General features: G+C 72.9%; 23 protein-coding genes and 1 riboswitch. Of the genes, 2 read left to right on the top strand and 21 right to left on the bottom strand.

The window, feature by feature from the left end; translation table 11 throughout:
• Positions 1–12: 12 nt before the first annotated feature.
• The 7 genes from thiC to thiE all read right to left on the bottom strand — a co-directional run bounded on the left by thiC (position 13) and on the right by thiE (position 5,969).
• Positions 13–1,605: a phosphomethylpyrimidine synthase ThiC gene (gene thiC / locus IF06_RS0105350; RefSeq protein WP_084588787.1), complete on the bottom strand. Its 1,593-nt coding sequence runs from the start codon at positions 1,603–1,605 to the stop codon at positions 13–15.
• A gap of 17 nt (positions 1,606–1,622) precedes the next feature.
• On the bottom strand, positions 1,623–2,411 hold the full coding sequence (gene thiD, locus IF06_RS0105345) for a bifunctional hydroxymethylpyrimidine kinase/phosphomethylpyrimidine kinase (protein ID WP_013288598.1): 789 nt from the start codon (positions 2,409–2,411) through the stop codon (positions 1,623–1,625).
• On the bottom strand, positions 2,408–3,211 hold the full coding sequence (locus IF06_RS0105340; RefSeq protein ID WP_036310244.1) for a thiamine phosphate synthase: 804 nt from the start codon (positions 3,209–3,211) through the stop codon (positions 2,408–2,410). The genes thiD and IF06_RS0105340 overlap by 4 nt, the downstream gene beginning before the upstream one ends.
• A gap of 38 nt (positions 3,212–3,249) precedes the next feature.
• Positions 3,250–4,023, bottom strand: a complete 774-nt coding sequence (locus tag IF06_RS0105335; protein WP_030269358.1) for a thiazole synthase — start codon at positions 4,021–4,023, stop codon at positions 3,250–3,252.
• Positions 4,024–4,027: 4 nt separating this feature from the next.
• A complete protein-coding gene (gene thiS / locus IF06_RS0105330) occupies positions 4,028–4,228 on the bottom strand; it encodes a sulfur carrier protein ThiS (protein WP_013288601.1) in 201 nt (66 codons plus the stop codon).
• Positions 4,219–5,349: a glycine oxidase ThiO gene (gene thiO / locus IF06_RS0105325; protein WP_198039647.1), complete on the bottom strand. Its 1,131-nt coding sequence runs from the start codon at positions 5,347–5,349 to the stop codon at positions 4,219–4,221. Before thiO ends, thiS begins: the two co-directional genes overlap by 10 nt.
• A complete protein-coding gene (thiE, locus tag IF06_RS0105320; RefSeq protein ID WP_030269352.1) occupies positions 5,343–5,969 on the bottom strand; it encodes a thiamine phosphate synthase in 627 nt (208 codons plus the stop codon). Before thiE ends, thiO begins: the two co-directional genes overlap by 7 nt.
• Positions 5,964–6,075: riboswitch (TPP riboswitch) on the bottom strand. It overlaps the preceding gene by 6 nt.
• A 117-nt stretch (positions 6,076–6,192) precedes the next feature.
• On the opposite strand from thiE, the gene IF06_RS0105315 reads away from it, so the two are divergent.
• Positions 6,193–7,104, top strand: a complete 912-nt coding sequence (locus tag IF06_RS0105315; RefSeq protein WP_030269350.1) for a DUF559 domain-containing protein — start codon at positions 6,193–6,195, stop codon at positions 7,102–7,104.
• Positions 7,105–7,544: 440 nt separating this feature from the next.
• Here IF06_RS0105315 and IF06_RS0105310 read toward each other — a convergent pair whose 3' ends face one another.
• The 4 genes from IF06_RS0105310 to IF06_RS0105295 are packed head-to-tail and all read right to left on the bottom strand — an operon-like array spanning position 7,545 to position 11,658.
• Positions 7,545–8,507, bottom strand: coding sequence for an aldo/keto reductase (locus tag IF06_RS0105310; RefSeq protein WP_186466411.1), 963 nt, complete (start codon positions 8,505–8,507; stop codon positions 7,545–7,547).
• Positions 8,508–8,528: 21 nt separating this feature from the next.
• A complete protein-coding gene (locus tag IF06_RS0105305) occupies positions 8,529–9,335 on the bottom strand; it encodes a nucleotidyltransferase family protein (RefSeq protein WP_030269345.1) in 807 nt (268 codons plus the stop codon).
• Positions 9,332–11,011, bottom strand: a complete 1,680-nt coding sequence (locus tag IF06_RS0105300; protein WP_030269343.1) for an ABC-F family ATP-binding cassette domain-containing protein — start codon at positions 11,009–11,011, stop codon at positions 9,332–9,334. The genes IF06_RS0105305 and IF06_RS0105300 overlap by 4 nt, the downstream gene beginning before the upstream one ends.
• Positions 11,012–11,052: 41 nt before the next feature.
• Positions 11,053–11,658 (bottom strand): class I SAM-dependent methyltransferase, encoded by a 606-nt coding sequence (locus IF06_RS0105295; RefSeq protein WP_030269341.1) that lies wholly within the window; start codon positions 11,656–11,658, stop codon positions 11,053–11,055.
• Positions 11,659–11,783: 125 nt separating this feature from the next.
• Here IF06_RS0105295 and IF06_RS0105290 point away from each other — a divergent pair, with 125 nt between their 5' ends.
• Positions 11,784–12,989 (top strand): hypothetical protein, encoded by a 1,206-nt coding sequence (locus IF06_RS0105290; RefSeq protein ID WP_269635806.1) that lies wholly within the window; start codon positions 11,784–11,786, stop codon positions 12,987–12,989.
• Between the two features lie 7 nt (positions 12,990–12,996).
• On the opposite strand, the gene truA is transcribed toward IF06_RS0105290, so the two are convergent.
• The 10 genes from truA to map form a co-directional block, all read right to left on the bottom strand.
• The gene (truA, locus tag IF06_RS0105285) at positions 12,997–13,830 is read right to left on the bottom strand and encodes a tRNA pseudouridine(38-40) synthase TruA (RefSeq protein WP_013288610.1); all 834 of its coding nucleotides are present in this window, start codon (positions 13,828–13,830) and stop codon (positions 12,997–12,999) included.
• Between the two features lie 70 nt (positions 13,831–13,900).
• Positions 13,901–14,461 carry a 50S ribosomal protein L17 gene (gene rplQ / locus IF06_RS0105280; protein ID WP_030269337.1) on the bottom strand — a complete coding sequence of 187 codons (561 nt, stop codon included), beginning with the start codon at positions 14,459–14,461 and terminating at the stop codon, positions 13,901–13,903.
• A 34-nt stretch (positions 14,462–14,495) separates the two neighbouring features.
• Positions 14,496–15,518 carry a DNA-directed RNA polymerase subunit alpha gene (locus IF06_RS0105275; protein ID WP_007073009.1) on the bottom strand — a complete coding sequence of 341 codons (1,023 nt, stop codon included), beginning with the start codon at positions 15,516–15,518 and terminating at the stop codon, positions 14,496–14,498.
• Between the two features lie 95 nt (positions 15,519–15,613).
• On the bottom strand, positions 15,614–16,240 hold the full coding sequence (rpsD, locus tag IF06_RS0105270; protein WP_013288612.1) for a 30S ribosomal protein S4: 627 nt from the start codon (positions 16,238–16,240) through the stop codon (positions 15,614–15,616).
• A 14-nt stretch (positions 16,241–16,254) separates the two neighbouring features.
• Positions 16,255–16,662 carry a 30S ribosomal protein S11 gene (gene rpsK, locus IF06_RS0105265; protein WP_013288613.1) on the bottom strand — a complete coding sequence of 136 codons (408 nt, stop codon included), beginning with the start codon at positions 16,660–16,662 and terminating at the stop codon, positions 16,255–16,257.
• A gap of 18 nt (positions 16,663–16,680) precedes the next feature.
• Positions 16,681–17,061 (bottom strand): 30S ribosomal protein S13, encoded by a 381-nt coding sequence (gene rpsM, locus IF06_RS0105260; RefSeq protein ID WP_013288614.1) that lies wholly within the window; start codon positions 17,059–17,061, stop codon positions 16,681–16,683.
• Between the two features lie 211 nt (positions 17,062–17,272).
• Positions 17,273–17,386 (bottom strand): 50S ribosomal protein L36, encoded by a 114-nt coding sequence (gene rpmJ, locus IF06_RS0105255; protein WP_012184307.1) that lies wholly within the window; start codon positions 17,384–17,386, stop codon positions 17,273–17,275.
• Positions 17,387–17,478: 92 nt separating this feature from the next.
• Positions 17,479–17,700 (bottom strand): translation initiation factor IF-1, encoded by a 222-nt coding sequence (gene infA / locus IF06_RS0105250; protein WP_007073013.1) that lies wholly within the window; start codon positions 17,698–17,700, stop codon positions 17,479–17,481.
• A gap of 232 nt (positions 17,701–17,932) precedes the next feature.
• Entirely contained in the window at positions 17,933–18,478 is a 546-nt protein-coding gene (locus IF06_RS0105245) for a DUF1707 SHOCT-like domain-containing protein (RefSeq protein WP_030269335.1), read from the bottom strand.
• Between the two features lie 72 nt (positions 18,479–18,550).
• Positions 18,551–19,402 carry a type I methionyl aminopeptidase gene (map, locus tag IF06_RS0105240; RefSeq protein WP_013288617.1) on the bottom strand — a complete coding sequence of 284 codons (852 nt, stop codon included), beginning with the start codon at positions 19,400–19,402 and terminating at the stop codon, positions 18,551–18,553.
• Positions 19,403–19,461 lie beyond the last annotated feature (59 nt).

Below are 19,461 nucleotides of genomic sequence, written 5' to 3'. Positions count from 1 at the left end.
CCCGGGCCTCGCTCACGCCAGCGGCAGGTAGACCCGTGACCCGGAGGCGACGAACTCCTCCGACTTGCCGCGCATGCCCCGCGCCGCGTAGTCCTTCAACTCCTGGGTGATCTTCATGGAGCAGAACTTCGGCCCGCACATCGAGCAGAAGTGCGCGGTCTTGGCGGGCTCGGCGGGCAGCGTCGCGTCGTGGTACGCCCGCGCGGTCTCCGGGTCCAGCGCCAGGTTGAACTGGTCCTCCCAGCGGAACTCGAACCGGGCCTTGGACAGCGCGTCGTCCCACGCCTGCGCGCCGGGGTGCCCCTTGGCCAGGTCGGCCGCGTGCGCGGCGATCTTGTACGCGATCACGCCCGCCTTCACGTCGTCGCGGTCGGGCAGCCCGAGGTGCTCCTTCGGGGTGACGTAGCAGAGCATCGCGGTGCCGAACATGCCGATCATCGCCGCGCCGATCGCGGAGGTGATGTGGTCGTACGCGGGCGCGACGTCGGTGGTCAGCGGGCCGAGCGTGTAGAACGGCGCCTCGTGGCACCACTCCTGCTGGAGGTCCACGTTCTCCTTGATCTTGTGCATCGGCACGTGCCCGGGGCCTTCGATCATCACCTGGACGTCGTACTCCCAGGCGACCTTCGTCAGCTCACCGAGCGTGCGCAGCTCGGCGAACTGCGCCTCGTCGTTGGCGTCCGCGATGGAACCGGGGCGCAGGCCGTCACCGAGGGAGAACGTCACGTCGTACTTCGCGAGCAGCGAACACAGCTCCCGGAAGTTCGTGTAGAGGAAGTTCTCCTCGTGGTGCGCCAGGCACCAGGCCGCCATGATCGAGCCACCCCGCGACACGATCCCGGTGACCCGGTCCACCGCCAGCGGCACGTACGGCAGCAGTACCCCGGCGTGCACCGTCATGTAGTCGACGCCCTGCTCCGCCTGCTCGATGACGGTCTCGCGGAACACCTCCCAGCTCAGCTTCACCGGGTCGCCGCCGACCTTCTCCAGCGCCTGGTAGATCGGCACCGTGCCGATCGGCACCGGCGCGTTCCGCACGATCGCCTCGCGGGTCTCGTGGATGCGCTTGCCGGTGGACAGGTCCATCACGGTGTCCGCGCCCCACCGGGTGGCCCAGGTCAGCTTCTCCACCTCCTCGGCCACCGACGAGGTGACAGCCGAGGTGCCGATGTTGGCGTTGACCTTCACCAGGAACGCCTTGCCGATGATGGCCGGCTCGCACTCGGGGTGGTTGACGTTGAGCGGCAGCACGGCCCGCCCGGCCGCGATCTCGTCCCGGACGAACTCCGGCGCCACCGACTCCCGGACCGCCACGAACTCCATCTCCGGAGTGACGATCCCGGCCCGGGCGTACGCGAACTGCGTCGGCCGCTTCCCCTCCACACCCGCCAGCGGCGTGCCGGCGCCGCGTACCGGGGCCACGTCGCCGCGCTCGGCGATCCACGTTCCGCGCAGCGCGGGCAGCCCCACCTCCGGGTCGGAGCCGGGACCGGAGGTGTCGTAGAGCCGTACCGGAGGGTTGTCTCCGGCCAGCGTCACCTCGGTGAACGGCACCCGGACGTCCGGGCGTGACCCTTCCACGTACACCTTGCGACGTGCCTGCATGACAGCCTCCCTGTCGCTCATGCGGACCAGCCGAAGTGGTCCAGCGGGCCGCGTCCCGCGCCCAGCTCCCAGGTCCGCGCGCCGGTCAGCGCGCGGGTGACGTACTCCTTGGCGGCCGCCACCGCGACCGGCACCGCGTCGCCCGCGGCGAGCCGGACCGCGACGGCGGCCGAGAACGAACAGCCGGTGCCGTGGTTGTGCCGGGTGTCCACCCGGGGCGCGCGCAGCAGGCGGGTCGTCCCGCCGCCGGCGAGCACGTCCACCGACTCGCCGTCGGCGTCCACGTCGCCGCCGGTCACCACCACGAACGCCGGTCCGCGCGCCGCCAGCGCCTCGGCCGCCGCGACCATCTCCTCGACGGTGCCCACCGGGCCTCCGGTGAGGGCCGCGGCCTCCGCGCAGTTCGGTGTCGCCACCTCCGCGTACGGCAGGAGCCGCTCGACCGCCTCCACCACGCCGAGCCGGTGCCCGCTCGTGGCGACCAGTACCGGGTCGACGACCAGGTGCGGCAGCCGCCCGGCCCGGGCCGCCTCGGCCACCGCGTCGGCGACCGCGGGGGTGCCGAGCATGCCGGTCTTCACGGCGCGCACGTCGAAGTCGCCGAGGACGCTGTCCATCTGGTCGCGCACTGTCTGCGGCGGCAGGGGCAGGACGGCGTCCACGCCCCGGGTGCTCTGCGCGGTGACGGCGGTGAGCACTGTGGTGCCGTACGCCCCGAGCGCGGCGAACGTCTTGAGGTCGGCCTGGATGCCCGCTCCCGCTCCGGAGTCGGAGCCGGCGATGCTGAGAACTGTTTTCGGCGTCACTGGTTCTCTTCTCCGGCGGTTGCTGTGACGGCTGCGGCCGACAGTGGTTGCGGTCGGGGCTGCGGCCGACCGTGCCCACTCCGGGCGGTCAGGCTTGATCCCTCCGTGGGCACGGTCGGCCGCAGCCCTGTCGCGTGCGGGCCGTGGTCGGATCGCGCGGGGTGGGTGCGCGCCACACGGGTGGCCGCCTCCTGGAAGGCTCTGCCCAGCGTGGTGGCGGTTTCGGTGGGGTCGTCGGCGCGCATGATGGTGCCCAGGACTGCTACTCCGGTGGCGCCCGCCTCCACGCATGCACTGACCTGAGCTGCCGTTTCGATGCCGCCTAGTGCCAGCACGGGCACCTTGGTCACCGCGATCAGCTCGCGCAGTCCGTCGGGTTGCAGGGGTGGGCCGTAGCCGGGCTTTGTTCTTGTCTCGTAGACCGGGGACAGCGTGGCGTAGTGCTCGGTGGTGAGCCGGGCCAGCTCGGCGGTGTCGTGACAGGACCGGCCGACCAATCCGACTGCGGGCGGCGGGTACGGGCCGGCGGCGGGCAGGTGCACCGCGTCCCCGTCGAGCGGATCGGGTCCGGCCACGACGAGCGTGCCGCCCGCCTCGGCGAGGATCGCGCGCAGCTCGACGGCGAGCGCGAGGCGTTCGGCGCGGGGCAGGTCCTTCTCCCGCAGCACCACCCAGCGCACTCCCCCGCCGACGGCCCCCGCGACCACGTCGACGAGCGCCCTCTTGGCGACCCGCCGATCGGTGAGCAGCACGACCCCGGTCGGGCCGGTGTAGATCTTGGTACGCGGCCGCCCCTCCACGGGCGCCTCCGTACCAGGATCCGCAACGCGTAGAGCGGTCACAGGTCCGGCCGTCCCTCGTCGGGGGTGGACGGCAAGGCGTGGAAGCGACGGGTGATGCGGCCCGCGCCGTACGCCAGGTGCCCGGCCTCGACCGCGTACCGCATGGCCGTGGCCATCGCCACCGGGTCGGCGGCCCGGGTCACGGCACTGGCCAGCAGCACCGCGTCGCAGCCCAGCTCCATCGCCAGGGCCGCGTCGGAGGCGGTGCCGATGCCCGCGTCCAGCACCACCGGCACGTCCACAGCCGCCCGGATCAGCCGGATGTGGTGCGGGTTGCCGATGCCCAGCCCGGAGCCGATCGGCGACCCGGCCGGCATCACCGCCGCGCAGCCCACGTCGGCCAGCCGCCGGGCCAGCACGGGATCGTCCGAGGTGTACGGCAGCACTGTGAACCCGTCGGCCACCAGTTCCTCGGCGGCGCGCAGCAGCTCCACCCCGTCGGGCAGGAGCGTGCGCTCGTCGCCGATCACCTCCAGCTTCACCCAGTCCGTGTCGAACGCCTCCCGGGCCAGGTGCGCCGTCTTCACCGCCTCCACGGCGGTGCGGCAGCCGGCCGTGTTCGGCAGCAGCCGTACGCCGCACCGCTCCACCAGGTCGAGCAGGCCGCCCGAGCCGCCGGGCGTGGTGTCCACCCGGCGCAGCGCCAACGTCACCAGCTCGGTGCCGGAGGCGCGGATCGCCTGCTCCAGCACGTGCAGGTTGGCCGCGCCGCCGGTGCCGAGGATGAGCCGCGAGCCGAACGCGACCCCGCCGATCTCCAGTGCGGACATCCGTTCACCCGCCCTGGGTGGCGCTGAGTACCTCGACCCGGTCGCCGTCGCGCAGCACGCTCGCCGACCAGCCGCCGCGTGGCACCACCTCGCCGTTGACCGCTACGGCGAGCCCGCGCTCCCGGTCGGTGACGGTGCGGACCACCTCGGCGACGGTGACGCCCTCGGGCAGCGTCCGGCCGGTGCCGTTGACGATCAGTTCCACGTGCGCTCCTTCCCGAAGCGGTCCGGGGTGAAGGGGGCGAGCGCGGGATCCGGCTCGCCGGTGACGATCAGCTCGGTGACCATGTCGGCGGTGACCGGGGTGAGCACGATGCCGTGCCTGTGGTGCCCGGTCGCCGCGAGCACGCCCGACTGCCCGGGGAGCGGCCCGATGATCGGCGCGTTGTCGGGCGTACCGGGGCGCAGCCCGGCAACGGCCTCCACCAGCTCGTACTCGACGAGTTCCGGCACCAGCTCGGCGGCGGCGCGCAGCAGTGTCAGCACGCCACCGGCGGTGACCTCGGTGTCCGCGCGCTCCTCCACAGTCGCCCCGACCACGACCTCACCGCTGTCCCGGGGCACCAGGTAGACCGGCTCGCTGTCCGCGTACCCCCGGATCACGTGCCGGAAGCCCGGCGGACCGCCACCCGGCGCGCGCAGCCGCAGCACCTGGCCCTTGACCGGCCGGACCGGCAGGCCGGTCAGGCTCGCCGCGCCGCAGCCGGCCGCGACCACAGTGACCCGGGCGTCCACCTCGGACAGCGCGCCGACGCGGGCCGGGCGCAGCTCCACGCCGACGCGTTCCGCAGCAGTGCGCAACGCGGCGACCAGCCGTCGCGGATCCACTTGGTGGTCGCCGGGGGCCACCGCGCCGCCGCGCACGCGCGGTGCCAGCGCCGGCTCGCGGTCGCGCAGCTCCGAGGGCCGCAGCGGCGTGATCGGCAGTCCCAGACCCCGTTGGTACGACCACAGCCGCCCCGCCTCGGCCAGGTCGTCGGCGGTGAGCCCGACGACGAGCGTGCCCTCGGTGCGGTACCCGAGGTCGACGCCGCTCGCCCCGGCCAGTTCGGCCGCGAAACCGGGCCAGCGGGCGGCGGACCCGACGAGAAGCGCTGTGAGTTCGTGCTCACCGAAGTACGCCTCCGCGACCGGCGACAGCATCCCGGCGGCCACCGACGAGGCGCCCGACCCGGGCCGGTCGTCGTGCACCACCACGCGCAGTCCGCGCTGCGCGCACCGCCACGCGATCGCGAGTCCCACCGGCCCGGCGCCCACCACCGCCACGTCGGTAAGGAAGGGCCCCCTGTTAACGCCTCCGGTAGAGGAAGGGCCCCCTCTTAACACGTCAGCGCCCGCAGCAGCTCGGCGGTGGCGTGCGCCGGATCGGCAGCCAGGCTGAGCGCGCCGACCACCGCCACCCCGTACGCCCCGGCGGCCCGCAGCGCCGGCACGCTCGCGGCCGTCACCCCACCGATCGCGATCACCGGGACGCTGACCGCCTCGGCGACCGCGCGTATCCCCTCGGGGCCGATCGGGTCCGGCAGGCCGGACTTGGTGGTGGTGACGTGGCACGGGCCCACGCCCAGGTAGCTCGCGCCCGCATCCACGGCCGTACGGGCGCTCACCGGCTCCCGGGCGGTCGCGCCGAGCACCGCGTCCGGGCCGAGCACGCAGCGCGCGGCTGCGACCGGCAGATCGTCCGCGCCGACGTGGCCCCCGGCGGCGTCCACCGCGAGCGCCACGTGCAGCCGGTCGTTGACCAGGCACTGTGCCCCGTACGGCCGGCACGCCTCGGTCACCCGGCACGCCAGCTCGTACGCCTCCCGGTCGGTGGCGTCGTCCTCCACGCGCACCTGCACGACGAGTTCGGCGCCCGCCACGGGCAGGGCGGCACGCAGCACGGCGAGCGGGTCACGCCCCGGCCGGGTGTCGGTGATGAGATGCAGTCGTCCCAGGGACAGCACGGCAACGCTCCTCCCTGCGCCGGCATTACCCGGATCAGGTTCGACGGTCGGGGGCTCCCAGCCCCCCTCTCAGCCCGGTCCGCACCGGGCTCCCGTGGGTCACTTGCGGCCTACCGTACGACGCCTCCCGCCCGTACGGAACCCCGGGTGAGGTTTTTCCCAGGAACCGTTCACATGCCGTACCGGGGCAACAGGTGATCGTCTCGTCACGACACGCTGCCGGATGTCCGTTCCCGCCCGTGTCCCGCGCCGCCTGGCGATCCTGCCGTTCCGGGGCAGCCGTGCCGTCTCCGAAGGACTGCTCACCTGGACGATGCTGCGCGGGCCGACCTGGATCCGCCTGCTGCCGGACGTGTACGTGCACCGGGACGGACACCGCGCCGACGACCACCGGATGTGGTGCGAGGCGGTGGCGTTGCGCCTGCCGCCGGGTGCCGCACTGGCGGGACGCAGCGCCGCCTGGCTGTTCGGCACGGACGTGCTCAGCCGCGACGCGCCGGTCACCGTGCTGCTGCCGAGCCCGGCCCGCATGCGTCCTCATCCACGGCTGCTGGTGACCCGGTCGCCCCTGCCCGAGTCGGACCGCACCCGGTTCGCGGGGCTGCCGGTCACGACCCCGCTGCGTACCGCGTTCGACCTGGGCCGGCAGGGCTCACTCGCCGAGGCGCTGGTCGCCGTCGACGCGCTGCTGCGTCGCCGGGTCGTGAAGCTGCCCGTCCTGCGGGCCTACGCCGCCGACCGGCCGGGTTGGCCGGGCGCTCCGCTGCTGCGCGAGGTACTGGCGATGGCCGAGCCGTTGAGCGAGTCCCCGATGGAGACGCGGCTGCGGCTGCTCCTCCTCGACGCCGGTCTCGGCCCGCTGACCGCCCAGCACGAGGTGCGCACCGGCGGACGCTTCGTGGCCCGGGTGGACCTGGCCTGGCCGGCTCTCCGCCTCGCGGTCGAGTACGACGGCGACCACCACCGGGAACGGGCTCACTTCCGGCGGGACGTGGCGCGCCTGAACGCGCTCCGCGCGGCCGGGTGGGTCGTGCTCCGGTTCACCGTCGACGACGTGCTACGCCGGCCCGACGCCACTGTCGCCCTGGTGCGCCAGGCCCTGGCAGAACGTCGCGCCGCCGCGGCAAACCACTGATCCGCACCCGCAGCCCCCCGCACCCCGGCTCGCAGCCCACAGCCCGCAGCCCCACAGCCGCAGCCCCACAGCCCCACAGCCCCGAGTCTCGCCCCGCCGCGCCCCCGGCCGCCACCCGCCACCTGGCCGGGCCGGGCCGGGACGCCCAAGACACCACGGGCGTCAGGAGGCCGCCCACAGACACTTATGGCGTTCCACTCGCGACTGAATCTGGCGACGAGTGGAACGCCGTGGGTGTCTGTGGGCCCTCTTGACACCCATACCGTTCCACTCATCGTGAGCGCTGCCCCTGAGTGGAACGCCACGGGTGCCTCCGCGCGCGGGCGGGCGGGCGGGCCACGGTGGGCGCACGCCGCGCGGGGCAAGCCCCGACGCTCGCACGCCGACGAGCGAGCGCACCCCCGACGCGCGAGCGGGCGCGTATGTACTGGCAGGGACGGTCAGAGGATGGCGTCCAAGGCGGTCAGGTCCTCGTCGGACGGCTGCCACGTCCCGGCTTCGGCATTGGCCTTCACCTGGTCGGGAGTGGTGGCGCCGGCGATCACCGACGTCACGGCGGGACGGGCCGCCAGGCCGCCGATCGCCACCTGGAGCATGCTGATGCCGCGCTCGGCCGCGTACGCCTCGATCGCCTCGATGACGTCCCAGCGCGCGGCGGCCAGCCGCTCGGCGTACCGGCCGCCACCGGCCAGGCGGCTGCCCGCCGGGGGCGCCTCGCCGCGCTTGTACTTGCCGGTGAGCAGCCCGTTGGCGAGCGGGAAGAACGGCAGCATGCCGAGGCCGAACCGCTCGCAGGCGGGGATCACCTCGTCCTCCACCCCGCGCTCCACCAGCGAGTAGTGGTTCTGCGCGGAGATGAACCGGGTACGCCCCTGCGACGACGCGGTCCAGTCGGCGTCGGCGATCTGCCACCCGGCGAAGTTGGAGTTGCCGAGGTAGCGCACCTTGCCGGCGGTCACCAGGTCGTCCAGCGCGGCGAGCGTCTCGTCGATCGGGGTGCCCGGGTCGGGCTCGTGCATCTGGTACAGGTCGATGTGGTCGGTGCCGAGCCGGCGCAGCGACGCCTCGACCGCGCGGGCGATGTAGCGGCGGGCGCCCCGGGCGCCGTGGTCCGGCCCGTTCGCGCCGTTCATGTCCATGCCGAACTTGGTGGCCACCACCACGTCGTCGCGGCGGCCCTTGAGCGCCTGGCCGAGCAGTTCCTCGGAGGCGCCCTGCGGCTCGCCGTAGATGTCGGCGGTGTCGAAGAAGTTGATCCCGGCGTCGAGCGCGGCGTCCACCACCGCCCGGGTGCCGTCGAGGTCGAGTTTGCGGCCGAAGTTGTTGCAGCCGATACCGACCACTGACACCACGAGCCCGGAGTCGCCCAGCCGGCGATAGGTCATCTCACTCACGAGATCCACCCTATGCCCGCTGCCCGGATGTCATCCGGGCAGCGGCAGCACCTGGTCGGCCAGCGTCCGGGCGGCACCGATCGTCGCCGCCAGTTCCTCAGGGGTACGCCCCACCGCGCCCAGCAGCGCCTGCGCCCGCTCGGCGAAGTCCGGCGGCGCACCGGGCAGGCGTCCGGCGGAGACGATCATGCCCTTCTCGTTGACCAGCCACCGCCCGGCCCGGCCGTGCAGCGCGTGGACCAGCACGCCGACCACCCGGAACAGGCAGCCCGCCACGTAGCCGGCGTCACCCCCTGCGGCGCCCTTCGCGGCGCCGTCGAGCAGCAGCCCGGTCTCCCAGCCACCGGCGACCAGCGCGGCGCCGAGCGCGGGCGGGTAGTCGACGGTCTCGGCCCGCAGCGCGGTCAGCTCACCGGTCGGGTCGCCGAGCACCCGCCCGAGCGCCACCTCCCCGGCGTACGCGTGCGAGTAGAAACCGAGCGGATGCCCGGCCTGCGCCTCGACCGTGTAGCGGCCGGCCCGGCAGTCCGCCCAGACCCGGTGCACCCGGTCCAGGTCGCGGTAGATCCAGTCCACCGCCACCCCGCCGACGCGCAGCCAGCCGCCCCCGTCGACCCACGGCCCCCAGCCGCCCGGGGCGGTGAGGTCCACCGGCCCGTCGGCGATCGAGGCGGCCACCGCGCGCAGCCCGGCCAGGTCCGGCGCGCCCCGGTAGTAGAGGCCCACGTCCCAGTCGGAGTCGGGCCGGTGGTCGCCGCGGGCCCGGCTGCCGCCGAGCGCCACCGCGACCACGCCGTTCACCGCGCACAGCCGGTCGGCCAGGTCCCTGTCGATCACCTCACGTCCCAGACCGGCTCCGGCGTCTCCACCACGTCGCCGTCGCCCCGGAACAGCACGAACCGGTCGAAGGTACGGGTGAACCACCTGTCGTGTGTCACCGCGACCACAGTCCCCTCGAACGCGGTCAGCCCGGCTTCCAGCGCCTCGGCCGAGGCCAGGTCGAGGTTGTCGGTGGGCTCGTCGAGCAGCAGCAGCGTGGCCCCGGACAGCTCCAGCAGCAGCACCAGGAACCGCGCCTGCTGCCCGCCGGAGAGCGTGCCGAACCGCTGGTCGCCCTGGCCGGCCAGCTCGTACCGGGACAGCGCCGCCATCGCGGCGTGCCGGTCCATGCCGGCCCGGTGGTCGTCGCCGCGCCACAGCACCTCGACGAGCGTCTTGCCCATCAGCTCCGGCCGGTCGTGGGTCTGCGAGAAGTGCCCGGGCCGGACCCGTGCGCCGAGCCGGACCACGCCGCCGTGGGCGACAGGTGCGAGCGCGGCGGCGCCGTCCACAGGCGTGTTGCCCGGCTCCGGGTCGGTGCCGCCCCGGGCCAGCAGCCGCAGGAAGTGCGACTTGCCGGTACCGTTCGCGCCGAGCACCGCGACCCGGTCGCCGTACCAGAGTTCCAGGTCGAACGGGTACGTCAGGCCGTCCAGCTCCAACTGCTCGGCGATCACCGCGCGCTTGCCGGTCCGCCCGCCGGTCAGGCGCATCCGGATGTCCTGGTCCTTCGGGGGTACGGGCGGCGGCCCGGCCTCCTCGAACTTGCGCAACCGGGTCTGCGCGGCCTGGTAGCGGGAGGCCATCCCGTCGTTGTACGCGGCCTTCTGCTTGTACATCAGCATCAGCTCGCGCAGCTTCTGGTGCTCCTCGTCCCAGCGTTTGCGCAGCTCGTCGAGGCGGGCGTGGCGGGCCACCCGTGCCTCGTGCCAGCTCGCGAAGCCGCCCGGGTGCACCCAGGCGCTGCCGCCCTCCACCGCGACGACCCGGTCGGCGGTCTGCGCCAGCAGTTCCCGGTCGTGCGAGACGTAGAGCACGGACTTGCCCGACTCGCGCAGGCGCGCCTCCAGCCAGCGTTTGCCGGGTACGTCGAGGAAGTTGTCCGGCTCGTCGAGCAGCAGCACCTCGTCGGGGCCGCGCAGCAGCAGCTCGAGCGCGAAGCGCTTCTGCTGGCCGCCGGACAGCGTGCGGACCGGCCGTTCCCGGGCGCTGTCCCAGGGCAGGTCGAGCACGATGGTGGCGACGGTGTCGAAGAGGACCTCGGCGTCGTACCCGCCGGTCTCGCCCCACGCGGCGAGCGCCTCGGCGTACGCGAGCTGGGTCTTGGCGGCGGCGGAGCTGTACTTGCCGCGGACCTCGGCCGCCCGCATGGCCGCCTCGGTCTCGGCGAGCCGCCGCCCGGCGTCGCGCAGCGCCGGCGGCGCCAGCGACAGGGCGAGGTCGGCGAGCGTGGACTCGTCGCCGATCATGCCGATGAACTGCCGCATCACGCCCAGCCCACCGGAGCGGGCGACAGCGCCGGTCTTCACCGGCAGGTCACCGGCGACCATCCGCAGCAGCGTGGTCTTGCCGGCGCCGTTCGGGCCGACCAGCGCCACCTTGGCACCCTCACCGACCCGGAACGACACGTCGCTGAACAGCTCACGCCCGTCCGGGAGGATGTGCCCTACTCCTGCCACGTCCACGTATCCCACGCGGGCATCCTGCCCGAGCCGGGTCGGTGGACGACACCGGATTACCGGGTGACCCGCAGCACCCGGTAGCCCTTCTGGCTGGCGTGCCGCTCGACCGACCAGCCCTGCTCGACCAGCCAGCGGTGCAGCGAGTCGCCGCCGAGGTGCCGGGCGACGACCAGCCAGGCCACGCCGTCCGGGGCGAGGCGGGGCAGCCAACGCAGCAGCAGGCCGTGCAGTTCCGGCTTGCCGATGTGGATCGGCGGGTTGGACCAGATTTGGCTGAAGGTGACGTCGTCCGGCAGTTCGTCCGGCGCGACGGCGCGTACCCGGTCGGCGGCACCGACCCTTGCCGCGTTGGCGGTGGTGAGGGCGCGGGCGCGCTCGTTGACGTCCACGGCCCAGACGGTGGCCTTCGGCGCGACAGTGGCGAGGACGCAGGTGATCGGGCCGAAGCCGCAGCCGATGTCGAGCAGCGCACCGGTGACGTCGGCGGCCGGCAGGTCGGCCTTGCGCAGCAGTACGGCGGTGCCCGGGTCGAGCCGGTCGGCGGAGAAGACGCCGCCGGCCGAGGCGAGCGTGTAGTCGCGCCCGGCGACTGTGAACTCGACCTCGCGGGGGCGGGCCGGGGTCGAGGGCTCAGCTGTGAAGTAGTGGTCGCCGGTCACGCCCGCATTCTCGCACCGGGCCGCAGGGGTTCCGGCGACGGTGTCACGGGCGGGGTCGCACGCCACTCCGCCAGAATTTCCCGATATTACCCCTGAAAGGGACAATCAGTCCTACTCTATGCCACATGGTGTACCGGTACGAGTCCGATGAGGACGCCTTCCTGGAGTACCCGAAGCCCGGGTCGGCCCCGAACGGGCCCGCAGCCACGCCTCCGCCCGCGGGTCCGTCACGTTCCCGCTTCCCCACGCCGTCGCTGCCCCCGCCGCCGCGCCCGCAAGCGGCGCCGCCGCCGACCGGCGCGGCCGAGCAGGCCGATCCCGGCGGGCAGGCGGTGGCGGACGACGCTCGCGCACCCGCTCCGGCGCCCCCGGCCCCGGCGCCGACACCGGGACGGCCCGCCCCACCACGGGAGCCCTCCCCGGTGCCGCACCCCGCGCCGCCCATGCCGGCACCCGTACCGGCGGCGGCGAACCGGCCGACGGTGCCGATCCCGGCCAGCCCCACCGCCCGCGCCGCCGACGTCTCCGAACTGCCCCGGACCCGGCGCGCCGAACGCCGCGGCGGCGGCCGGTTCTGGCAGACGCTCGTCGGCGGCGCCGCCGTACTGCTCCTGCTCTCGCTCACCGGGCTCGCCGTCGCGGCCCTGCTCGACGAACGCACCACCACGCCGCCGGCGGGCCAGCCGACCCCGCAGCCGACCGAGTCGAGCACACCGTCCGGCGGCACCGACCTGGACTCCCGGGACACCGACCAGGCGTCGCTCACCGCCAAGGAGGTCTTCCCGACCAGGGACCTGGTGGTCACCGACGGGAAACCGGCCTACCGGGTGCTGAAGACCCAGGCCAGCACGAAGTGCCAGGTCGCGGCCACCGGCGAGATCGCCGACCTGCTGGTCCGGCTCGGCTGCAACCAGGTGGTGCGGGGCACGCTCCGCTCCCCCGACGGCGACCACCTGATCACCGCCGGTCTGTTCAACCTCACCGACGTGGCCACCGCCCAGCGGGTACGCGACCGCATCCGGCCGCTGCTCGACGCGCGCCAGGGACGGTTCCGTGGCATGGCGGCGGGCGACGACACCGACGCGGTGGAGAAGGCCGCGGCCCGGGTCGCCTGGCAGGTACGCGGACACTACGTCGCCTTCTGCCTGGTCACCCGCGCCGACGGGGAACGCATCCCGAGCGACGACGCGACCGCCCGCGAGATCATGTACGACCTGGTCGAACTGCACCTCAACCGGGGTGTGCTGGACCGTCGCGCGGCGGCCGGCACGGCCGGGCAGCCCGACGCCGACTCGGCCGAGGACAGCGCCGGTCAGCGGGGCACGGACTGAGGCTGGCTCAGCCCTCGGCCACCGGCACCCGCAACCGGCGGGTCTCCTCGGCGCGGCGGGCGTACTCGGCCGGGTCGCCCGGGTAGCCCACAGCGACCAGGGCGAGGCCGTGCGCGGGCGCCACAGTCACCTCGCTGGAGCGCTCGCGGCGCGTCAGCAGGCCGGCCGGCCACTGGACCGGCCGCCGCCCGTCGCCCGCCACCAGCATCGCCCCGACCAGGCTGCGCACCATGTTCTGGCAGAACGCGTCGGCCTGCACTGTGGCGACCAGGATCCCGTCCGGGTCGCGCCGCCAGTCCAGCCGGGTCACCTCGCGCAGCGTGGTGGCGTTCTCCTTGCGCCGGCAGTACGCGGCGAAGTCGTGCTCGCCCACCAGCCCGGCAGCGGCGGCGTTCAGGGCCGCCAGGTCCAGCGGCTTCGGCCAGGCCAGGGTGTCCCCGCGGCGCAGCGGCTCGGCGCCCCACGGGGCGTCGGTGACCCGGTACTCGTAGCGCCGGAACGTGGCCGAGAACCGGGCGTCGAAGTCGGCGGGCACCTCGGTCATCGCGCGTACCCGGACGTCCGGGGGCAGGAGCCGGGCCAGCCGGCGCAGCAACCGGCCCTCGTGCTCCCGCCACACGGGAGTCGGCAGGTCGAGGTGGCAGACCTGCCCGGTGGCGTGTACCCCGGCGTCGGTACGCCCGGCCACCGTCAGGCCGGTCGCCGTGCCCGCGCCGAGCACCAGGTCCAGCGTCTGCATGAGCACGCCGGCCACTGTGCGCCGGGCCGGCTGGGGCGCCCAGCCGGAGAAGTCGGTGCCGTCGTACGAGACGTCCAGCCGCAGCCGGGTCCGCTCGTCCACCTCGTACCTCCTGTCGACGGCGACGGGCCCGGCACCCCCGAGGGGATGCCGGGCCCGGTCGAGCCTGATGTCAGGCCTTGTCGTTCTCGGTGGCCTCGTCGCTGTCCTCACGGGCGGCGGCGGTGTCACCCGACGCGGAGACCGGCGCCTCGGCGTCCTGGTCACCGGCGCTGGAGCGCGGGGTCTCCTCGGCCGGGGCCAGGGCCTCGACCTTGTCCTGCTGGGCGGCCTTGCGGGCGGCGGTCTTCTTGTTCGCCTTCGGCTCGGCGATCTGAAGCTCCTCCACCAGCTCGATGATCGCCATCGGAGCGGCGTCACCCTTGCGCGGACCGGTCTTCACGATCCGGGTGTAGCCACCGTTGCGGTTGGCGTACCGGGGCGCGATCTGGTCGAACAGGGCGTAGACCACGTCCTTGTCCTTGACGACGCCCAGCACGCGGCGGCGCGAGGCGAGGTCGCCACGCTTGGCCTTGGTGATGAGCTGCTCGGCCAGCGGACGCAGCCGCCGGGCCTTCGTCTCGGTGGTCTGGATCTTGCCGTGCTGGAACAGCGCGGTGGCCAGGTTGGCCAGCATCAGCCGCTCGTGCGCGGGGCTGCCGCCGAGGCGGGGGCCCTTGGTGGGCGTGGGCATGCTTGGTGCTCCTCAGGTGTGGCGGCAGCGCGGACTAGAGCTGCTCGGTCTCGCGGTAGTCGTCGGTGTCGTAGTCCGCCTCGCCGAAGGCGTCCACGACGTGCGCCGGGTCGAAGTTCGGAGCCGAGTCCTTCAGCCCCAGGCCCATCCCGGCGAGCTTCATCTTGACCTCGTCGATCGACTTCTGACCGAAGTTGCGGATGTCGAGGAGGTCGGCCTCGGTACGCCCGATGAGCTCACCAACGGAGTTGATGCCCTCGCGCTTGAGGCAGTTGTAGGAGCGGACGGTGAGGTCCAGCTCCTCGATCGGCAGGGCCAGGTCCGCCGCCAGCTGGGCGTCCTGCGGGGACGGCCCGATGTCGATGCCCTCGGCGGTCTCGTCCAGCTCCCGGGCCAGCCCGAACAGCTCCACCAGCGTCGAACCGGCCGAGGCCAGCGCGGTACGCGGGCCCATCGACGGCTTGGTCTCGACGTCGATGATGAGCCGGTCGAAGTCGGTCCGCTGCTCGACACGGGTCGCCTCGACCCGGTACGTCACCTTGAGCACCGGCGAGTAGATCGAGTCGACCGGGATCCGGCCGATCTCGGCGCCCGCCTGCTTGTTCTGCGCCGCGGTGACGTAGCCGCGACCCCGCTCGACGGTCAGCTCCATGTCGAGCCGGCCCTTGCCGTTGAGGGTGGCGAGCTTCAGGTCCGGGTTGTGCACCGAGACACCGGCCGGGGGCTGGATGTCACCGGCGGTCACGTCGCCCGGGCCCTGCTTGCGCAGGTACATGCTGACCGGCTCGTCGTGCTCGGAGCTGACGCACAGCTCCTTGATGTTCATGACGAGCTCGACCACGTCCTCCTTGACGCCGGGGATCGTGGTGAACTCGTGCAGCACACCGTCGATCTTGATCGAGGTGACCGCCGCACCCGGGATCGAGGACAGCAGCGTACGCCGCAGCGAGTTGCCCAGCGTGTAGCCGAAGCCGGGCTCCAGCGGCTCGATGGTGAACCGGGAGCGGGTCTCGTTGATCGACTCTTCGGAGAGAGACGGTCGCTGGCTGATGAGCATCTTTTCTCTTCTCTTCCGGGGCGCCCGCTATTTGACGCCCACGACACAACTGTTCCGGTGGCCCGCCCCGGAGGACGGGCCACCGCAACGAGCCCTTACTTGGAGTAGAGCTCGACGATCAGCTGCTCCTGGACCTGGGTGTCGATCACCTGGCGGGCCGGGAGCGAGTGCACGAGGATCTTCATCTGGCTCGGGATCGCCTCCAGCCACGCCGGAACGGTCCGCGAGCCGGCCTCACCCTGCGCCACGAGGAACGGGGTGAGCTCCTTGCTCTTGGCACGCACCTCGATGATGTCGTGCTCCTTGACGCGGTACGACGGGATGTCGACCTTCTTGCCGTTCACCGTGAAGTGGCCGTGCTTGACCAGCTGACGGGCCATGTCCCGGGACTTGGCGTAGCCGGCCCGGTAGACCACGTTGTCCAGCCGCGACTCGAGGATCTGCAGCAGGACCTCGCCGGTCTTGGCCTCCTTGCTCACGGCCTCTTCGTAGTAGCCGCGGAACTGCTTCTCCAGCACGCCGTAGACACGACGGGCCTTCTGCTTCTCACGGAGCTGGAGCAGGTACTCCGTCTCCTTCGTGCGGCCGCGGCCGTGCTGCCCGGGCGGGAACGGCCGGGACTCGAACGGGCACTTCGGACCATCGCACTTGCTGCCCTTGAGGAACAGCTTCATCTTCTCCCGCCGGCAACGGCGGCAGTCAGCACCGGTGTAACGAGCCATCTCTCTCTAACCTCTCAGACCCGGCGACGCTTCGGCGGACGGCACCCGTTGTGCGGCTGCGGCGTGACGTCGGAGATCTGCCCGACCTCGAGGCCGACTGCCTGCAGCGAACGGATGGCGGTCTCCCGGCCGGAGCCGGGGCCCTTGACGAACACGTCGACCTTGCGCATGCCGTGCTCCATCGCGCGGCGCGCGGCGGCCTCGGCGGCGAGCTGCGCGGCGAACGGAGTCGACTTGCGGGAGCCCTTGAAGCCCACCTGGCCGGAGGAGGCCCAGGAGATGACCGCACCGGTCGGGTCCGTGATGGACACGATGGTGTTGTTGAAGGTGCTCTTGATGTGCGCCTGCCCGTGGGCGACGTTCTTGCGTTCCTTGCGCCGGACCTTCTTGACGGCGGCTCCGGCACGAGCCTTCGGTGGCATAAGTCTGTGCGCTCCTAGTTACTTCTTGCCGGGCTTCTTCTTGCCGGCCACGGTCCGCTTCGGGCCCTTCCGGGTCCGCGCGTTGGTCTTGGTGCGCTGGCCACGCACGGGCAGACCGCGGCGGTGCCGGATACCGGCGTAGCAGCCGATCTCGACCTTGCGGCGGATGTCAGCGGCGACCTCGCGGCGCAGGTCGCCTTCAACCTTGTAGTTGCCCTCGATGTGGTTCCGGAGCTCGACGAGCTCCTCGTCCGTGAGGTCCCGAACGCGCTTGTCCGGCGAGATGCCGGTCGCGGCGAGCGTCTCCAGGGCGCGGGTGCGACCGACCCCGAAGATGTAGGTGAGCGCGATCTCCATCCGCTTCTCGCGGGGGAGATCCACGCCGACTAGACGTGCCATGTGCGGGCGTACTCCTCGTGATGTTGTGGCGGAGGTGTGGACCCGTCCCACCCCGCTACCGGCCGTCCCTGTCCTTCCGGCGTCAAGAACGCCGGCGACCGGGATCGGTCGCTGCCCGAGCGGGCCCCGGCCTCCGACCGGGGGTCAACCACGAGGGGGTACGCGCTGCGCACCCGACCGCGGCTGGGACGAGCTGGTGATGTGTGGGGCGTCAGCCCTGGCGCTGCTTGTGGCGCGGGTCGGTGCAGATGACCATGACCCGGCCGTGCCGGCGGATCACCCGGCACTTGTTGCAGATCCTCTTGACGCTCGGCTTGACCTTCACGGTTGCCTTACTTCCCATCTGGCCCGGACCCGCGACACAGCGCGACCCGGACGTCGAAGACGGACACGGAAACGTCCCGGCCGCCGTCAGGCTTACTTGTAGCGGTAGACGATGCGCCCGCGGGTCAGGTCGTACGGCGAGAGTTCGACGACGACCCGGTCCTCCGGCAGGATGCGGATGTAGTGCTGCCGCATCTTGCCGCTGATGTGAGCCAGCACCTTGTGACCGTTCGCGAGCTCCACCCGGAACATGGCGTTCGGCAGGGGCTCGATGACCCGACCCTCGATCTCGATGGCTCCGTCTTTTTTCGGCATGTCCTCCGCTGTCCTGACGTCGGTTACTCCGGACGGCCCACAACGTCTTACACGGGTGAACTGACCAAGATCAGGAAACCCGCGCCAGCCGCGGCTCCGACTCCCACCGAAGCGCAGGGTGGGCATGGCGGAGTGGACGCTGTGCGCCGATCAGAAAGTGTACGCCGACCCGTACGTGCTCGCCAAACCGACCGGCGCGACAGTCACCCGGACGGCTCGGATATGACGCAGGTCACGTCTCCGGAAGCTCGCGCTTCGCCCGCCGGCGGGCTTCCCGCTCGACCTGCTTGCGCCGCCGGCGTTCGGCGTCCTTCTCCGGTGCTCCGGTGGCCAGCCCCTGCGCGGTCTGGTAGAGCAACACGGCGCCCCACGGGCCGAGCACCCAGAGCGGCCAGTAGTCGTCGAACTCGAACTCGCCCTCAGCCAGCTGGGAGACGAACCAGATCGCGGTGAGGATCAGGGCCACCTTGAGCCACGGCCCCCAGACCCCCAGCAGCCAGGCGCTGCGCGCCCCGCTCACGGCCTCCGTGCCCGGGACCGCGACCCCGCCCTCCCCGGCCGCACGAGGCGCCGGCAGGGGGCGCCCAGCCGGGCCGGCGCCGGGCAGGTCGGTCAGCAGCTCGTCCAGCTCGCCGTAGGTCTTCGACCCGTACGCCCGGCGCAGCCGGTCGTCGTACTCGTGCAGGTCGAGCCGGCCCTCGTTCAACGCCGCCCGGAGTCGCTCCGCGGTGGCCTCACGGTCCGCGTCGGCCGCCCGCATGCGGTTGCGCTCCTCCATGGGAGCAAGCATGTCACCCGATCGCCAGCCCGGCACGACGTGGCCGGTCATCCGGGGCGGCCGGGGCCCCGATCAGGCCGGGGAGTCCACCGACGTCTGCCGCTTGGTCACCAGGTCACCCAGGCGGGCCCGTCCGCCGTCCTCGGCGGTCAGCACCCACACGCCGTCGTCCAGCAGCGCCATCGAGTGCTCGACGTGCACCGCCATCGACCCGTCCCGGGTCACCACGGTCCAGCCGTCGGACAGCTCGACGGTACGCGGCGAGCCCATCGTGATCATCGGCTCGATCGCGAGCGCCAGGCCCGGCACCAGGCGCGGCCCCTTACCGGGACGCCCGTGGTTGAGCACATGCGGGTCCTGGTGCATCTCGGTGCCGATGCCGTGGCCGCCGTAGCCGTCGACGATGCCGTACCGGCCGCCCTTGCGGACCGCCGTCTCGACCGCGTGGGAGATGTCGGTGAGCCGGCCCTTGCCGGAGGCCGCACCGCGCGCCGCGGCGGCGATCCCGGCCCACATGGCGTCCTCGGCCACCGCCGTCATCCGCAGCAGCGCCGGGTCGACCTCGCCGACCGGCACCGTGACCGCCGCGTCGCCGTGCCAGCCGTCCAGCACCGCGCCACAGTCGATCGAGATCAGGTCGCCCTCGCGCAGCACCTGCTCGGCCGACGGGATGGCGTGCACCACCTGCCGGTTGACCGAGGAGCAGATCGACGCCGGGAAGCCGTGGTAGCCCTTGAACGACGGCACGGCGCCCGCCTCGCGGATGGTCGACTCGGCGATCGCGTCCAGGTCGGCCGTCGACACGCCCGGCGCCACCGCCTCCCGCATCCGGCGCAGGGCACGGGCGACGACCAGACCGGCGGCCCGCATCAGCTCGATCTGCTCGGGGGTCTTCAGCTGGATGTCCAGCTGGGGACGGCGCATGGTGGTGGTTACCTTTCGTCACGCGTACGCGGAGCAGCGGGGCACGTCGCACGTACCCC

Source organism: Micromonospora globosa, from assembly GCF_000717585.1.
Lineage (GTDB): Bacteria > Actinomycetota > Actinomycetes > Mycobacteriales > Micromonosporaceae > Micromonospora > Micromonospora aurantiaca.
Note: the sequence above shows the minus strand (reverse complement) of the source record. Positions and strands in the feature narration are given on the sequence as shown.

What these genes read in the sequence shown, in the direction of transcription:
- thiC (WP_084588787.1), bottom strand. Translation starts at nt 1,605, where the DNA reads ATGCAGGCACGTCGCAAGGTGTACGTGGAAGGGTCACGCCCGGACGTC.
- IF06_RS0105335 (WP_030269358.1), bottom strand. Translation starts at nt 4,023, where the DNA reads ATGTCCGCACTGGAGATCGGCGGGGTCGCGTTCGGCTCGCGGCTCATC.
- IF06_RS0105315 (WP_030269350.1), top strand. Translation starts at nt 6,193, where the DNA reads ATGTCCGTTCCCGCCCGTGTCCCGCGCCGCCTGGCGATCCTGCCGTTC.
- IF06_RS0105290 (WP_269635806.1), top strand. Translation starts at nt 11,784, where the DNA reads ATGGTGTACCGGTACGAGTCCGATGAGGACGCCTTCCTGGAGTACCCG.
- rplQ (WP_030269337.1), bottom strand. Translation starts at nt 14,461, where the DNA reads ATGCCCACGCCCACCAAGGGCCCCCGCCTCGGCGGCAGCCCCGCGCAC.
- IF06_RS0105275 (WP_007073009.1), bottom strand. Translation starts at nt 15,518, where the DNA reads ATGCTCATCAGCCAGCGACCGTCTCTCTCCGAAGAGTCGATCAACGAG.
- rpsD (WP_013288612.1), bottom strand. Translation starts at nt 16,240, where the DNA reads ATGGCTCGTTACACCGGTGCTGACTGCCGCCGTTGCCGGCGGGAGAAG.
- rpsK (WP_013288613.1), bottom strand. Translation starts at nt 16,662, where the DNA reads ATGCCACCGAAGGCTCGTGCCGGAGCCGCCGTCAAGAAGGTCCGGCGC.
- rpsM (WP_013288614.1), bottom strand. Translation starts at nt 17,061, where the DNA reads ATGGCACGTCTAGTCGGCGTGGATCTCCCCCGCGAGAAGCGGATGGAG.
- infA (WP_007073013.1), bottom strand. Translation starts at nt 17,700, where the DNA reads ATGCCGAAAAAAGACGGAGCCATCGAGATCGAGGGTCGGGTCATCGAG.
- IF06_RS0105245 (WP_030269335.1), bottom strand. Translation starts at nt 18,478, where the DNA reads ATGGAGGAGCGCAACCGCATGCGGGCGGCCGACGCGGACCGTGAGGCC.
- map (WP_013288617.1), bottom strand. Translation starts at nt 19,402, where the DNA reads ATGCGCCGTCCCCAGCTGGACATCCAGCTGAAGACCCCCGAGCAGATC.